Annotated in this window: 15 protein-coding genes; 13 read left to right on the forward strand and 2 right to left on the reverse strand. The window is 47.9% G+C overall.

Annotated features, from left to right (window positions below; translation table 11 throughout):
* The first annotated feature begins 139 nt into the window (after positions 1-139).
* The 7 genes from ACX9NY_RS25180 (at position 140) to nikE (ending at position 7,788) form a co-directional block, all read left to right on the forward strand.
* Entirely contained in the window at positions 140-1,081 is a 942-nt protein-coding gene (locus ACX9NY_RS25180; RefSeq protein WP_472475744.1) for a glycoside hydrolase family 113, read from the forward strand.
* A 139-nt stretch (positions 1,082-1,220) separates the two neighbouring features.
* Positions 1,221-2,183 (forward strand): acetylxylan esterase, encoded by a 963-nt coding sequence (locus tag ACX9NY_RS25185; protein WP_472475746.1) that lies wholly within the window; start codon positions 1,221-1,223, stop codon positions 2,181-2,183.
* Positions 2,184-2,495: 312 nt separating this feature from the next.
* Positions 2,496-4,130: a nickel ABC transporter substrate-binding protein gene (gene nikA, locus ACX9NY_RS25190; protein WP_472475748.1), complete on the forward strand. Its 1,635-nt coding sequence runs from the start codon at positions 2,496-2,498 to the stop codon at positions 4,128-4,130.
* A 76-nt stretch (positions 4,131-4,206) separates the two neighbouring features.
* Positions 4,207-5,151 carry a nickel ABC transporter permease subunit NikB gene (nikB, locus tag ACX9NY_RS25195; protein ID WP_472475750.1) on the forward strand — a complete coding sequence of 315 codons (945 nt, stop codon included), beginning with the start codon at positions 4,207-4,209 and terminating at the stop codon, positions 5,149-5,151.
* Positions 5,148-5,978 carry a nickel ABC transporter permease subunit NikC gene (gene nikC, locus ACX9NY_RS25200; protein ID WP_339257874.1) on the forward strand — a complete coding sequence of 277 codons (831 nt, stop codon included), beginning with the start codon at positions 5,148-5,150 and terminating at the stop codon, positions 5,976-5,978. The genes nikB and nikC overlap by 4 nt, the downstream gene beginning before the upstream one ends.
* 39 nt (positions 5,979-6,017) lie before the next feature.
* Positions 6,018-6,824, forward strand: coding sequence for an ABC transporter ATP-binding protein (locus tag ACX9NY_RS25205; protein ID WP_339257873.1), 807 nt, complete (start codon positions 6,018-6,020; stop codon positions 6,822-6,824).
* A 163-nt stretch (positions 6,825-6,987) separates the two neighbouring features.
* Positions 6,988-7,788, forward strand: coding sequence for a nickel import ATP-binding protein NikE (gene nikE / locus ACX9NY_RS25210; RefSeq protein WP_472475752.1), 801 nt, complete (start codon positions 6,988-6,990; stop codon positions 7,786-7,788).
* Between the two features lie 484 nt (positions 7,789-8,272).
* Here nikE and ACX9NY_RS25215 read toward each other — a convergent pair whose 3' ends face one another.
* Positions 8,273-8,854 carry an NAD(P)H-dependent oxidoreductase gene (locus tag ACX9NY_RS25215; RefSeq protein ID WP_472479397.1) on the reverse strand — a complete coding sequence of 194 codons (582 nt, stop codon included), beginning with the start codon at positions 8,852-8,854 and terminating at the stop codon, positions 8,273-8,275.
* Between the two features lie 189 nt (positions 8,855-9,043).
* Positions 9,044-9,634, reverse strand: coding sequence for a TetR/AcrR family transcriptional regulator (locus ACX9NY_RS25220; protein ID WP_472475754.1), 591 nt, complete (start codon positions 9,632-9,634; stop codon positions 9,044-9,046).
* Between the two features lie 160 nt (positions 9,635-9,794).
* On the opposite strand from ACX9NY_RS25220, the gene ACX9NY_RS25225 reads away from it, so the two are divergent.
* From ACX9NY_RS25225 to ACX9NY_RS25250, 6 genes are all read left to right on the forward strand, one after another.
* The gene (locus ACX9NY_RS25225) at positions 9,795-10,778 is read left to right on the forward strand and encodes a phosphotransferase family protein (RefSeq protein WP_472475756.1); all 984 of its coding nucleotides are present in this window, start codon (positions 9,795-9,797) and stop codon (positions 10,776-10,778) included.
* Positions 10,779-10,796: 18 nt separating this feature from the next.
* A complete protein-coding gene (locus ACX9NY_RS25230; RefSeq protein WP_472475758.1) occupies positions 10,797-11,795 on the forward strand; it encodes a glycosyltransferase in 999 nt (332 codons plus the stop codon).
* A gap of 297 nt (positions 11,796-12,092) precedes the next feature.
* Positions 12,093-14,120: a BglG family transcription antiterminator gene (locus tag ACX9NY_RS25235; RefSeq protein ID WP_472475760.1), complete on the forward strand. Its 2,028-nt coding sequence runs from the start codon at positions 12,093-12,095 to the stop codon at positions 14,118-14,120.
* Positions 14,083-14,547: a PTS sugar transporter subunit IIA gene (locus tag ACX9NY_RS25240; protein WP_472475762.1), complete on the forward strand. Its 465-nt coding sequence runs from the start codon at positions 14,083-14,085 to the stop codon at positions 14,545-14,547. The genes ACX9NY_RS25235 and ACX9NY_RS25240 overlap by 38 nt, the downstream gene beginning before the upstream one ends.
* A 57-nt stretch (positions 14,548-14,604) precedes the next feature.
* Positions 14,605-14,922 (forward strand): PTS fructose transporter subunit IIB, encoded by a 318-nt coding sequence (locus ACX9NY_RS25245; RefSeq protein WP_253441734.1) that lies wholly within the window; start codon positions 14,605-14,607, stop codon positions 14,920-14,922.
* Positions 14,923-14,938: 16 nt separating this feature from the next.
* Positions 14,939-16,030 (forward strand): PTS fructose transporter subunit IIC, encoded by a 1,092-nt coding sequence (locus ACX9NY_RS25250; RefSeq protein ID WP_442033010.1) that lies wholly within the window; start codon positions 14,939-14,941, stop codon positions 16,028-16,030.
* Positions 16,031-16,062: the final 32 nt, after the last annotated feature.

Here is a 16,062-nt window from a genome sequence, read left to right on the forward strand (position 1 = left end):
GATTTCTCCCTTGTATAAAAGGGATTTACAGAAATCTGGGGATAACGGCGATCGGAAGATGGTACTGCAATCGTAGTGGAAGTGAATATATTCGACTGTTTTTTAAATGAAGTGAATGGGACACAGGGGAGTATTGCACATGGAATATATCAAAGGATTTACATTTGGCTGGATGAGTGGCAGGGGAGACTTCCGCAAGCCGGAAGCGAAGGAGTCCTTGCGCCTGATGGCTGAACGTACAGGCAGTTCGCATGTTATTTTTGCACTGGCGGCACATCAGGATCATCCGCAGGCGGTAGAGGTCAAATATCGGGGTGAACATCTGGTGGATGATGATGAACTGGTCGATATGATGCGTTATGCCCGTGAACTCGGGCTGCGTGTCATTCTGAAACCAACCGTCAACTGCACCGATGGCACATGGCGTGCACATATTAACTTTTTTGATATCGATGTGCCTTGTGAACCGAAGTGGAAGGATTGGTTCCGCAGCTACACGGCATTTCAGAAGCATTATGCAGCCATTGCAGAGCAGGAAAAGTGTGAGATGTTTATCGTGGGCTGTGAGATGGTGCAATCCGAGCGTCGGGATCAGGAGTGGCGCGAGGTGATCGCTGGTGTGCGTGAAGTGTACACTGGACTGGTGTCATACAACACGGACAAATATCAGGAAGATCATGTGAAATGGTGGGATGCTGTGGACGTAATCTCTTCCAGTGGTTACTATCCCATCGGAGATTGGGAGGCACAGCTGAATCGAATCGAGCAGGCGATTGCTCCGTATGGCAAACCCTTTTTCTTTGCGGAAGCCGGTTGTCCTAGCCGCAGCGGATCAGCCCAGGTACCGAATGATTGGGGACTGGAAGGCGAAGTGAGCGCTGAGGAACAGGGACGTTTCTATGAAGCCATGTTCCGGCATGTCAGTCAGCGTGACTGGGTACGCGGATTCGGCCTATGGGATTGGAGTGCACATCTCTATGCGGAGAAGGACGCGCTCACCGATGATGGATATGGAGTTTACGGTAAGCCGGCGGAGCAGGTCATTCGTCGGTTCTATGAGGGCATCACGGTAGAAGTCTAACCAGAAACAAGAAGACGTATGTGAAGATGAATCTTCAGTGATATCCTCATATGCGTCTCTTTTGGTATCAATTTAAAATACGAGATGAACATGACTCACGAAGAGACGTGTTGTGTGCATGCAGACAGGAGTGAATCCCATGGGCGACATGTCATTGGAACAGTTGAAAAAATACAGCGGAAGCAGTCCGAAACCGGAAGATTTCGATGCTTATTGGAGCCTGGCCCTCGCGGAGCTTGATGCGCAATCGCTTGAATATGAATTGATTCCAGCGGCTTTCACATCGCCGCTTGCAGAATGCTTCCATCTTTATTTCCCGGGTGTGGGAGGCGCACGTATACATGGTAAGCTGGTTCGGCCTATAGCAGCATCTATTGATGACAAGGGCCAAGCAATGGCCATGTTTCATGGATATTCCGGTGATAGCGGCGACTGGTTCGACAAGATTACATATGCAGCTCATGGCATCACCGTGCTGGCATTGGATTGCCGTGGACAGGGAGGCCTTTCCGAGGATAACCTGCAAGTTAAGGGGACAACTCTGCGGGGACATATCATTCGGGGCATCGATGACCCTGACCCCAATAAGTTATATTTCCGTAATGTTTTCCTCGATACGGTACAGACCGTACGCATTCTGATGTCAATGCCACATGTTGATGCGGAGCGGGTGGGTGTCTACGGCTGTTCACAGGGTGGGGCGTTAGCCACGGCGTGTGCTTCACTTGAACCGCGTGTGAAGCTGGCGGTGCCGGTATATCCCTTTTTATCAGATTACAGACAAGCCTGGGAACTGGGTGCCTCAACCTCTGCCTATGAGGAACTGGTGTATTACTTCCGGTTATTTGATCCAAATCATGAGCGGGAGGACGCTATTTTCAACAAGCTGGGATACATCGATATCTCCAATCTGGCTGAACGAATTCAGGCCAAGGTTTTGTTTGTTACCGGACTTGCAGACACCATCTGCCCGCCATCCACCCAGTTTGCAACATACAACCGGATTCGTTCGGATAAAGAGTTGGTAGTCTATCACGAGTACGGGCACGAGTACATTCCGGGTTTATCTGATCGAACGTTACAGGCATTTTTGGAGCTTTAGATGTAGATCATCATTCAGGAGTTCTCCATCTATACTATGCGGTGGATTCAACCCAACCTGTTTCGGGCACGTTATCTTCGATGATATTCGTGCTGTGAGCAAGGAATAATTCGTAAAGGCAAGCTTATTCCTATATATGAGGGCATATTCAGGTCAAGTGGCTCTTCCTCCCACAGGAAGGGCTTTTTTGGCATATTTAATAGGGATACATATAATGTCGAATTTTGTTGACAAAAGAAGGACTCCTGCCTATTCTTAATGGATGAATATGATAATCATTATCATAAAATAGAGAAAAGGGGTTCAACATCCATGTCTGTACAACATCGCAAATCTTCGGCTCTCACACTGGCAACGATGCTCTTGTTGTTATTTGTTATTGTGGGTTGCAGCAATACAGGAAGTGGAGATGAGTCCTCATCTGCTGCCTCGGATCAAACATCTACGAAGTCGATTACGATGTCATGGCCGCGTGATATCGGTACAATGAATCCGCATACGTACAATCCTTCGCAATTATTTGCCCAATCCATGCTCTATGAGCCATTGATCAGTTACCAGAAGGACGGAAAACTGGAACCTGCGCTGGCAGAATCATGGACCATCTCCGATGACGGCAAAGTATATACATTCAAGCTTCGCCAAGGTGTGAAATTCTCAGATGGTACGCCATTTAATGCTGAGATTGTGAAAAAGAACTTTGATGCTGTAATGAAAAATAAAGATACACATAGCTGGCTGGGCATTGTAGGTGTGCTCAACAAGACGGAGGTTGTGGACGACCAGACTTTCCGACTGACACTCACAGAGCCATATTATCCTGTTCTTCAGGATTTGTCGGTGGTTCGTCCTTTCCGCTTCCTGGGTGAAGCTGGATTCCCGGATAACGGAGATACTTCCCAAGGCATTAAAGAGCCAGTTGGAACGGGCCCGTGGATGCTGGCTGATTACAAGCAGGACGAATATGCTGTTTTCAAACGCAATCCGAATTATTGGGGAACAGCACCGAAGGTAGATCAGATTACGGTCAAAATCATTCCTGACGGTGAAACCCGTGTCCTTGCATTTGAAAAAGGCGATCTCGACCTGATCTACGGGGAAGGTGTGATCAGTCTGGATGCATTCCAACAGCTTCGTGACAACGATGAATATGTGACGCAATTGTCTGATCCGGTGGGCACACGCAGTCTGCTGCTGAACTCTTCCAATCCCAAGCTGTCCGATGTCAGAGTGCGGATGGCGCTCCAGCAAGGGTTTAACAAACAGGCGATGGTTGAGGGGGTCACTTCCGGTTTGGAAGAACCAGCCGACACCGTATTGTCCAAAAACTATCCGTACACCAATGTAGACCTGGAACCGATCACGTATGACGTGGAGAAATCCAAAGCATTACTGGATGAAGCGGGCTGGAAGCTGCCGGCTGGTGGTACGGTTCGTGAGAAAGACGGACAGCAGCTTGATTTCGAAATGATTTTTGACAAAACGGACCCGATTCAGAAAGCGATGGCGGAGACCATTCAGGCTGAGTGGAGCGAGCTGGGGGTTAAAGTAAACCTCACTGGACTGGAACTGACGGTTCAGATCAAACGTCTGAAAGCCAATGACTTCGACCTGTATTTCTGGTATAACTATGGCGCGCCGTATGATCCCCATTCTTTCATTAACGTTGTAGCGAGCCCTGGATTCGGGATTTCCGAGACCCTGAGTGCGTTGCCGATGAAAAAGGAACTGGACGATCAGGTGCATGCAGCCCTTTCATCTACAGACGAGACGAAACGCCAGGAGTTATATGGCTCCATCCTGAAAACTCTTCAGGAGCAATCGGCGATCGTACCGATCTCTTACATTAAGAAAACGGCTGTATATCAGAAGAAAATCTCCAACTTTATTTTCCCGGCGAACCGTGATGAGAATCCGTTTGTCGGCATTGAACTGGGCAATCAATAAATAGTAAATACTTTAATTAGGGAAGTGGATGGTCCTTGGTAAGGCCATGTAGCTTGATGAAAGGGAGGAACGTTTGGTGATCGGCTATATTGGTAAACGAATGATCGCGATCATTCCTATCGTTTTTATCGCTACACTTGTTACCTTTGCACTTATTCATATCTCACCAGTTGATCCGGCAGAGGCTTATCTGACAGCAGCTCATATCTATCCAACACCGGAGCTGCTTGCACAAAAGCGGCATGAATTCGGGCTGGATCAGCCCTTGTTAACCCAATATGCGCATACAATTCAGAAGATTGCCAAGCTTGACTTCGGCACCTCCTACTTGACCAATAAACCCGTATGGGATGAAGTGAAATTAAGGCTTCCGGCTACGGCTGAACTAGCCTTCTGGAGTATAATGTTATCGGCCTTGGTGAGTATTCCTTTGGGAGTCCTAGCAGCGATATATAAGAATAGCTGGATTGATATGGTCAGCCGGGCCATTTCCTATATTGGAGCATCTATTCCGCAATTCTGGCTCGGTTACCTGCTGATTTTCTTTTTCTCGGTGAAGCTGGACTGGCTGCCTGTGGAGGGGCGTGGATCGTGGGAGAATCTGGTTCTGCCTACGATTACACTCTCCTTGATTCTTATTGCGGTCTACACCCGATTGTTGCGTTCCAGTGTACTGGAGCAATTGCAGGAAACGTATGTACAGTACGCGAGAACACGTGGAATTCGCGAACGAGTCATTATGCTCAAGCATGTCCTGAAGATCGCTATATCCCCCCTCATTACGGGGATGGGGATGAGTATGGGCAAGCTGCTCACAGGCACGATTATTGTAGAGCAGGTGTTTTCCTGGCCGGGGTTCGGACGATATTTTGTTGATGCGATATTTAACCGGGATATTCCCGTGATTCAATGTTATGTCTTCCTCGCGGCATGCCTGTTCATCGTATGCAATCTGCTCGTTGATCTGGTGCAGCTCTATATGGACCCACGGATTTCGGCGAAAGGACGGGCAGAACATTGATAAACAAATGGCGTGCGGTATTTAAAGGACAGAGAGCCATCCAGATCTGCTCGGTGATCATATTGCTTTTCTTCGGGATTGCTATACTTGCTCCATGGATTGCCCCTCATGACCCGGTGAAGGTGAACCTGTTGCAGAAGCTATCGAGTCCATCGCTTGAGCATTGGCTCGGAACGGATCATCTGGGACGCGACAATCTCACCAGGCTGATATATGGCGCGCGGGTGTCGCTTGGTTTTGCTACCCTGATCTTTCTGTCTTCTTTGCTTATAGGTGTCATTGTAGGTTCAATCTCCGGTTACCTTGGTGGCTGGGTGGACAGTCTGCTAATGCGCTTGTGTGAAGGCATTATGGCGTTTCCGAATCTGGTGCTGGTGCTCGGTATTGTGGGGATTTTTGGTCCAGGTCTGATGCAGGTGCTCCTAGCACTCATGATGGTACAGTGGGTGCATTATGCACGCATCTGCCGGAATATGGTCGTGAGTCTGAAGGAACGGAATTTCATCGCGGCGGCGCGGATTAGCGGCTCTTCTTCGTGGACGATTATTCGCAAACATATCATCCCCAACGTGCAGCGTCCCATTGTTGTCATGGGTACGTTGGAGATGGGCTGGGCGATTATGGATATATCCGCACTGTCCTTCCTGGGACTCGGTATTCAACCACCCAATGCAGAGTGGGGCGCCATGATTCATGAAGGAACGGGTTATATTCGCAGTCATCCGGAGTTAATGATCTACCCGGGTGCATTGATTCTGCTGGTCGTCATTACGTTCAACATCTTGGGTGAAGCATTATCCGAGCGTTATGGCATTGCAAAACAGTAGTTGATTCGGAACCAAACTCACACGGAGGTGAACGTAACGGTGGATGATGCAACGAAAGTACTCGAAGTTCGAGGTCTGCAAGTGAATCTTAGAACAGCGGAGGGTTCCGTCCCGTTACTTGCGCCTATTGATTTCGAATTAAAAAAAGGTCGTGTCTTCGGTCTGGTCGGCGAGAGTGGCAGCGGCAAGACGGTTACATGTAACGCATTGCTCCACCTGCTTAATCCGCGCAGGATGGAGGTATCGGGCAGCATCCGTCTGAATGGACGGGAGCTGGGCTCGTTGTCTGGCGAGGAGATGCGGCGCATCCGTGGCAAGGACATCGGATTTATTATGCAGAATCCGATGAATGCTTTTACACCCGTATATACGATTGGATCTCAATTCATTGAAACTTTGCGTACGCATACGGGAATGTCCAAAGCCGTGGCCCGAGAGCGGGCCATTGCTGCCTTGGCAGATATGAACCTGCCCGAGCCGGCCAAGCTGATGAAGCGATATCCCTTCCAACTCAGTGGCGGCATGTTGCAGCGGGTGATGATCGCCATATCGATGTGCCTGCGCCCCGCTCTGGTTATTGCTGACGAACCAACGACGGCACTGGATGTTGTGAATCAGTTGAAGGTGCTTCAGGAATTGGATCGACTACGTACCGAATACGGCACATCCATCTTGCTCATCTCCCACGATCTGGGTGTGATCTCGCAAATGGCAGATGAGGTCGCAGTCATGCAGAAGGGTCGAATTGTAGAGCAGGCAGATGTGTATCAGCTGTTCGATCAGCCGCAGCATGAGTATACCCGGATGTTGTTAAATGCTAGACCCAGTATGTCTTTGGGACGATAGTGATTACAGGTGAGTTGAATCGTTCAGTGAGTGTATGTGTGGAGCGAGCGGGTATGAACTGTATTTTGAGTGGGTAGTGTAGGGGTGGAATGGACATGGTGATGTGTAATTTCGTCTTCTTCGGAGATTGCTTCTGCCAAGTACAAGAGAGGAGGATGACCTGATGCTTCAGGTACGTGAAGTGAGCCATAGCTATGGCAAACGCAATTGGCTAGATCGTTCGGGAGCACGTCCTCCTGTGCTGGCAGACATCTCACTTACGATTGAAAAGGGTGTTTGTCTGGGACTGTTGGGTACGAGCGGGGCAGGTAAAAGCACCTTGGGAAAAATCATTCTTGGTCTGGAGAAGCCCAGACAGGGTCAGGTTTTATTTCAAGGTCAGGATATCTATCGATCCAGCAAACCCGTGCTTAAGGGATTACGACGTGATCTGCAAGTCGTGTTCCAGGACTGTTATTCGGCTGTGAATCCGCTTATGACTGCCGCGCAGATCATCGGTGAGCCGCTGGATAATTACGAGCGTTTGTCGGCAAAAGAACAACTTCGTGTGGTTGGACAACTGCTTGAGCAGGTCGGACTTACACCAGAGGAAGGGAGCAAGCTTCCGCACCAGTTCAGCGGTGGCCAATTACAGCGGGTCAACATCGCACGAGCCATCGCGCTCAAGCCAAAGTTAATCGTACTGGACGAATCGATCAGCAGCCTGGATATGGTGCACCAGACACAAATCCTATCTTTGCTGGCAGAGCTCAGAGCATCTTATGGGTTGTCGTATCTCTTTATCACGCATGATATCCGGGCCGCCATGACCATCTGTGACCGCATTGCCGTGATGGATCAGGGTAGGATTGTCTATAGCGGTGATGCCGGGAATTCGGTCATGCAGTCGGATCATCCGGCTGTGCAGCAGTTGGTATCGTCCATTTTGCCTGAGCATCCATCGGGTCGTATTTCGTTTGGGTAAAGGTTGCGTGTATTTGTTGTAGATGGCTGTTGATTGGAGTTGCTTACCTTGGTTGTTCCACTGCATGACGGATACGAAGTCGCTAACGAACCGAGTGAGCGTTAAATGGCGATTTAGCGCGGAATGCAAAACGTAACGAAACTCAGTGAAGTTATTCCGATGCAAACCTGCCAAAACCTGCGAAAGCACATACAGATGGGGAGTATAACGCTTCTACGATTCGTTAGACCATAATTAAAATGAATGCTAAAAGGGTTGTCCCCTACGCCTTGAACAAGACGTAGGGGACAACCCTTTTTTATACCTGGGAATAGGCACATTTCCTGCTTTCTGATATAAGTTAAACTAAAATTACGATTGCGCCATTCGCGGAAAACAGGACTGACTTTGAATTACACATATCCCCAGATTTTTAATTTAACTTACAAGGTGAACATCTGGAAAGAAACCTATACTTCCGATGAGGATTTCTTGCAGAAATCTTTTACCCCATCTTCCGCCCAAGTAGCTCAATCTTATCCAGCCAATTCTTTCTCTGTTCATCGGACTTCTTACCGACTTGATCTACAGTTGTTATCCGCACAGGTTTGATGCCAGTGAGTGCAAAGGTGGAGATTTTCATCATTTTGTGTGCGGGCTCACCTTGGAACCATTTGAAGTACCAGCTAGGACCATCCATCGTGGTGATCATGCGAGCCGTACGGCCTTTGAGCAGTTGATCCGGGAAAGGTTTTCCTTTTTGATACTTGAAGGCATAACCTGGCATGAAGATTCGATCAACAAAACCTTTCAGCAGGGCAGGCGGTCCTCCCCACCAAATCGGGAATACCCATACGAGATGCTCGGCCCATTTAATCGCCTCTTGTGCTTCTAACAAGTCCGGTTCAAGCGGCAGTTTATTACGATAACCTCCCTCTAAATTCATGTTGAATTCCAGTTCTTTCAGGGTGATCATGCGAACCTCGGCACCAGCCTGCACCGCACCTTTACGGTAAGCTTCGGCGATTGCGCCATTGTAACTTGGGGAAACGGGATTGCCTTGGATGATTAATATTTTCTTCATGATGACGACACGTCCTGACTATTTTAGTTAATGAACACTAACCTCATGTGCAAAAAGAAAAGGTCACGTATGACCCGGTAATCCATCGGTATATCCTGATGGTATGTTGAAGACAGACTCTATTTTTATATCGTGCAGCTCTGAACCTTTTTTGGTGTTCGGCGAGGTCAGGATGGTTGCGCCTCTCCAGTTCTACTCCTGAGATACCTGCCCCAACATCAATGAGAGTCGGTGAACGGTTTCCCCGGTGTAGGGTACCAACAACTCTGGCAATTCACCTTGCATACTCGAGACGGCCATACGTGTAATCGCACCGATCACCAGAACGGCTGTGAGCCGTGAATCCTGCTGAGGCAGTTCGCCCCGCATCATTCCCTGATCGATCAGATCCATTAACGCATCCAATGGCTGACGGTAGTCCTCACTGCTGCCGGCTTCAATGAATATTTCATGATTCTGTGAAATCAACAGCAGTCCATAGGGATCTTCATCATGCAGATGGAGAACCTCAGTCACCAGTTGCTTGAAGCGCTCCAACATGGGACCTTCCTGTCGAACATACCCGTCAATCAGTGAAGTATAGTCCGCGCAGTATTGAGTGAAGGCTTCCAGGGCAACGGCATCTTTGTTTTTAAAATGTTTGTAAATCGCCGCATCGGTTACTCCGGCGGCGTCACCGATCTCTTTGACGGATATGCCGTCAACGCCTTTGGTTGCAAACAAGCGCATCGCCGCTTGTAAAATATCTTTCTTTTTACTATCCACATGAGGTTTGTTCTTCATAATCGTATAGTAAGTGATTACTAACTAAAATGCAACAAGCAATTTTGAAACTCTACATGGAGACGCGGAATAAGCGCTTACGAACAAAGCTTGCAGGCTTGAGAGAGGCAACGTATGATGAATAGAAATCAACATCGGAGCAGCAGGAAGAACGAAACGGATGGTGAATTGCGTGAAAGATGAGATGGATGCATACAGCTGGGTGACACCTGAAGGAATGCTGAATGATCACTATATAACAAGCCGCGAACAGTTGTATAAAGGAATGAACGGACGATATGTGGAGCGATTTACTGTTCCTACCGGTGGAAGTTATATTTTTAAACCGCTGACGAATCCTGCACAGCACGGACGAGAACGATGGATGTACGAGCGTGTGATGTCTGGTCTACCCCCGATCTATCCGCAGCTTGTTGCAACCTCGGACCCTACCACTGCGCCGGCACAGAGCTGGATGATCTATGAGGATCTGGGGCAGCTGGTACATGATTCGCAAGAAGTGACAATGCTGAACACAGCGGTGCATATGGCAATGTGGCATGCGTTGCCTGTTACGGAATGGAGCGAGTTGCCTCGCGTGGGCCAGAAACCGTCTATTCGCACCATGTTGGATGAGTTGCAGATGCACAGACAATCTGTGGATGACCTGTTGTCTACGCTGGATATGCGGTTGTCTTCATCGGATTGGGACAAGATTGCCATGTTGATTCTCACAGCAGAGGAAGAACTTCCTACCGTTCTGTGTCACGGAGATCTGCATCCCGGGAATCTGGCGGAAGTTGACGGTAGGCTGGTTGTCTTGGACTGGGAGCATGCCCATCTGAATACGCCGCTCTGGGACATGTACCATCTGGTAGATCTCTCGCATCCGCTGTTTCCCAGAACGGTTACGCCTGCTTTGCGAGAGCGGGTCATAGACATTTATTTGGACAAACTAGAGAGCCTGGGCGTGCAGATTGAACGGGATTCTTTGGCAGGATGGTACAACGCCTATGCTATTGTATTCTCACTCTGGATGCTGCGTTTGATTGATGGTGACCTGAGAAGTGAGGAATGTGTATGGCCGAAGGAACAGCTGAATAACCAGTGGCTTGAGACGACAGCGACGCTGGAACAGTGCATGAAGCAGATGCGTGAGGAATAGAAATGAGGGGTGAGAAGCTTGCGTAAAGTCGGACTTGTAATGCGTAAAATTCAATTCACAGAAGCACAGGGGCCGCGTGTATTTGCAGATCGGCTGAAGCAGATCGGCCTGGAGCTGGGCGTGGAGATTGTGTTCATCTCGCCGGAGCGTCATGTCAGCGGATACGACTGGTTGCCGGGGTATGAGCATGAGAAAGGTGACCTGGTGAACTACGATATCGTGCTGGACCAGATTTATAGCCAAAATATAGAGCATGTCATCTACACGGTATCCGGGTTTACGTTTTTGAAGATGTTCTTACCCAAGAGTGTATTGTTCCCGCACAGTTTCCCCGATCCCGCGCTGACGGGGTATGAGATGATGAAGCCATTTTATACGATGGTGGACAAAGCAATTGTGCAGACCGAGTTTTTGAAAACAGAACTGGGTCGCAACTTCGGCGTACATGACGTGAACGTCATCCCGATTGGCTTTAGCGAAGAGCTGGCGAACCGGCACTATGACCCGAGCCAGGTCGTGCATAATCGGGTGCTCTGGATCGGTAGGGATGAAGCGAATCGTCGACCGGATCTGGTGCTGGAATATGCGCGGCAGAACCCGGATAAGGAAGTGTACATGGTGTTCGGCGGTGTTCGCTATAAGGAAACCATGAAGAAGTACGACATTCCTGCCAACGTGAAGCTGAAATTTGCGCTCACACAGGATGAGATATTTACGTTGATGAATTCCGCTAAGGTCTATTGGAACTGTTCCGCCTTTGATACGTTTGCAATGCCGCTGACCGAAGCAATGGCGATGGGCAAAATGGTTGTGAAGCCGGAGCACGCTTGCTACGGTCACATTCGATCCACGCATGCCTTTGCAGGCAACGAGGACAACTGTTTTGAACTGGTGAACATGGCTGCCGCAGCGCCGCGCAGTGTGTCGGAAGACAATCGGGAGTATGCTTTTGGTGCTTTTTCGCGCACGAAGATGAAAGAGGGGTACCGGAACTTTTTCTCCGATTGGTTGAAATAATTCATATTTATCCTGCTATAAACTTGCTTGAGGTCACGTTAAATCAACTTGAGCAACAAGAGCAGGACGCGCAACGATAACATATTTGGTCTATGAATTGAAAACATGGCTAAGAGGCTTCTAATCGGGTAAACAATCCGGTCAGGAGCCTTTTTGTTATACCTGAATCAACAGGTGCCCTGATAGCGATCAACAGAGGGGTATATTAATTTGACCTGAATGAAATGGACATATTTTAGTATTTAACAATAAAAAAACGAGTGTTATGCTGTGAGCGTAAGGAAGGAGTGATCCCCATTGAAAGCGCTATCTGCGAGGGAATATCAGATTTTGCATTTTCTATTGGAGCGTAGGGATTTCGTTCCGGTCAAAGAAATAGCCGGTCAGATGAACTGGTCGGAAAAAACGATTTACAGGGAACTAAACGCCTTGGAACACAATTTGCACATTCGCGGGATTCGCCTCGAACGGAAGCCAGGAAGAGGTATTGCGCTGGCTTTAACTCAGGAACAGACGATGGAGCTAAGGAGAACGCAATGGTATTCGGGGAAAAGGGTAGTCTCAACCCTTTCCGTAGAGGCAAGAAGAATCAAAATATTGACAAATTTATTATATGATTCTCCTGAGGAAACCTCGATTAACAAACTGTCAGAAGAATTCTTTATCGGCAAGGCATCAATTGTGAATGATCTCAAGGCTATTGAAGAACGAATTGAACCCTTTGAGCTCCGACTGGAGAAAAGCCAACTCGGCACCCGTTTGATCGGTTCAGAGATTAACATTCGCAAAGCCATGGCCTCTCTCATTCATGAACTTGTGAGTGAAGAACGGGCGGAAGAACAAGAGCATGAATTCCGGATTGATGGCAATACACGAGTTGAATTGATAGAACATTTTGGTTGCAATTCAGTTGAGGGGATTCAACGTATTTTGGAAGAAACCGAGCAGCAATTAGGATATACCATAGGTGATCCCTATTACATCAACCTGCTGACTCACCTGCTGATTTGTATCCGCAGACTGAAGAGTGGCAAGGTCATTCGATTGGCTGATGGCATTCCTGATCATCCCGTAACTGACCCTCATGTGTATTCCATCGCAAAAGCCATGGCCGAGCGAATCAGTGAGCTATGGGAATTGGAATTACCAAGTGAAGAGGTCTATTTCATCTATCAATATCTGATCTCATCAGGCATGAGTGTTCCGTCCCTTAATCTTGAGTTGTCAGGTCTGATGGACAAGGTTTGTCCAGAGTCTAAAGTGATGGTCAAGGAATTAATTCAGACTGTATCGGGGATGATCCGGCGTGATCTCACAACAGACGAACAATTGTATAAGGGTCTGATCATTCATTTCAAACCGATGCTGAATCGTCTTAAATACAACATTTCCATTAATAATCCTCTGCTGGAGGATATACGTGAGGCGTATGCCGAGATTTTCTCTCTGGTCCGTTTGGGGATGCTGCCCCTGACCCAAGCCTGCGGGTTGAATTCGTTTAGTGATGATGAAATAAGTTACCTGGTCCTTTATTTTCAGGCATCCATTGAGAAAAGCAGTAAAAAGAAAAGAGTTATTCTGGTCTGTTCCACTGGAATAGGGACATCGCATTTGTTGAAAAGCCGGATTAATCGTTCATTTCCCGAATGGGAAGTTGTTGATGTCATTTCGACAAGCTGGTTCAAGCGGATGGAGGATTGGACGGATATTGATCTGATTATTTCAACCGTGAAACTGGAGCATCATGACTTGCCAGTTGTGTATGTCTCGGCGCTTTTAAATGATACGGATGTCAGCCTGATCAAGGCGAAGTTTAACGAGGAGAGGTTGAATCAACATCAAAACAGGGTGTTTTCGTTTCCGCTGCTCAGGGCGTACTTCCACCCATCTTATGTTCAGATTGAAACGAATACGAAGGAACAATATGCAGAAGGTACAACATCCAGTCTGAAGCTGTGTGCGTCCATACTCCAACACGTAGATGCTAATCCGGAAAATCGGACATTTGCCGAGGCCAAGTTGAATAAGCATTTGTCCGTTTTCCTGATTCGCGGTGAGGTGAATGTTAATCCGATCGTCGGTTTTAACGTCATTCAAGGTGAAACGGCCAAATGTAAACTAGAAATTGTAATCGCTTTCTTTAATGACGAACCACTAACTGAGCTATTGATAGAAATACAGAGTTTGTTGATGTGCAGGCGCATGTATGAACAGATCATGAGAATAACTACACCACAGCAGCTTTTCGAGATATTACAGTCCACGCACGATCAGGAGGAGAAAGATTATGGATATAACCAAGATTATCAACGAACGGTTGATTAAGCTGGATCTAAAAGCACGAACCAAAGCTGAAGCCATCGAGGAATTAGTGGATTTGCTGGCAAAGGAAGGAGCCATTTCCTCCAAAGAAGAGTTTATCAAGGATGTCTATTTAAGAGAGGAAGAGGGACAGACTGGCCTGGAGAACCACGTAGCGATCCCTCATGGCAAATCGGCGGCGGTCCTCAAGACCTCCCTCACCATCGGGCGAACAGAGCACCCACTTGAATGGGAGACCCTGGATGGAAAACCTGTCCATGTCGTTATTCTATTTGCTGTACGGCTTGTAGATCGGAATACAACCCACATGAAGCTGTTGGTCCAGGTTGCCAGTATGCTCGCTGATGAAGAGGTTTTGGAGCGTTTGATGCATGAGCCGGACCCGGTCCAGATTATGGAGCTGTTTGCTAGCAGGGAGAGCGTATCGTAGAACATAGCCATTTATGATTTTAATATAGAACACATTACATCATTTGGAGGGATTCTGATGAAGATTGTAGCCGTAGCCGCATGCACTGCTGGTATTGCCCACACCTATATTGCCAAGGAAAAATTGATTAAAGGTGCAAAAGCGCGTGGTCATGAGATCAAAGTAGAGACCCAAGGCACCATAGGAACAGAAAACGAGCTTTCCAGGGAAGAGATCGGGGCAGCTGATGTTGTCATTGTGGCTGCCGATATCAAAATCGGTGGAGAAGAAAGGTTCAAAGGCAAACGGATCATTCGAGTCAAAACCGAGACGGTCATTAAAGCCCCGATTAAATTCATTGAAAAGGTGGAGCAGTCTCTAGGGGTATCCTCATAACAAGGGAGGCACGGCGATGAGCGCAAAATCCAATCACGCAGGTTCAGTCATCAAAGGTCATCTGTTAACAGGCATTTCCTACATGATTCCTCTGATCGTTGCTTCAGGGTTGTGTATCGCGCTGGGTCAAATTCTGGGCGGAGCCGATGTGGGCAAAGCGGAGGGTACCATTCCGTACATGATTAATCAGATCGGCGGTTGGGGCATGGGGCTAGTGGTCCCTTTAATTTGCGCAGCGATTGCTTATTCAATCTCGGACCGTCCCGGAATTGCTCCAGGATTAATTGTTGGTTTTATATGCAGTCAGATTCAAGCGGGGTTCATTGGTGGCATGCTGGGCGGATTTCTGGTGGGTTATGTCGTACTCGGTATCCGTAAATATGTGAAGCTGCCAAAGTCCATGCAAGGATTAATGCCTGTTCTTGTTATTCCGTTTCTAGCCACACTGATCTCTGGTTTGGGTATCTTTCTGGTCATTGGTCAACCGATTGTCTGGTTACAGGACAGTCTTACTCATGTTCTTGAATCGATGCAGGGAGGATCCAAATTTGTTCTAGGTGCCATTCTGGGCTTGATGGCCACCTTTGACTTCGGGGGGCCTGTGAATAAAACGATGTCACTATTTGCTGATGGGATGTTAGTCCAAGGGATCTATGGACCTGAGGCTGTCAAGTTTGTCGGCTCCATTATTCCACCACTGGGGATTACCCTATCGTATTTCCTGACGAGAAACAAATATACGGCAGCAGAAAAAGAATCGTTAAAGGCCGCATTTCCGATGGGAATATGCATGGTCACGGAGGGTGTCATTCCGATTGCGGCAAGGGATCTGATTCGGGTGGTGACTTCCTGTGTCATCGGCTCAGCGGTAGCTGGTGGATTGATTATGATCTGGGGCGTTGAGGCTCCAGTGCCACACGGTGGACTATTCGTGGTACCCCTCTTCACCCATCCATGGCTGTTTATGTTATCTCTTCTCATAGGAACCGGAATCTGCGGTGCAACCCTATCTTTATTAAAGAAGCCCGTTACGGCGATGGATGAAGAATTTGACGATACCGAAGACGAGAGCGTAACCTTCGATGACATTGTGTTCAAAGTGGAGTAGCACCCTTCATATAGATAACGCTTACAAATTAA

This window comes from Paenibacillus sp. CB74, assembly GCF_055687625.1.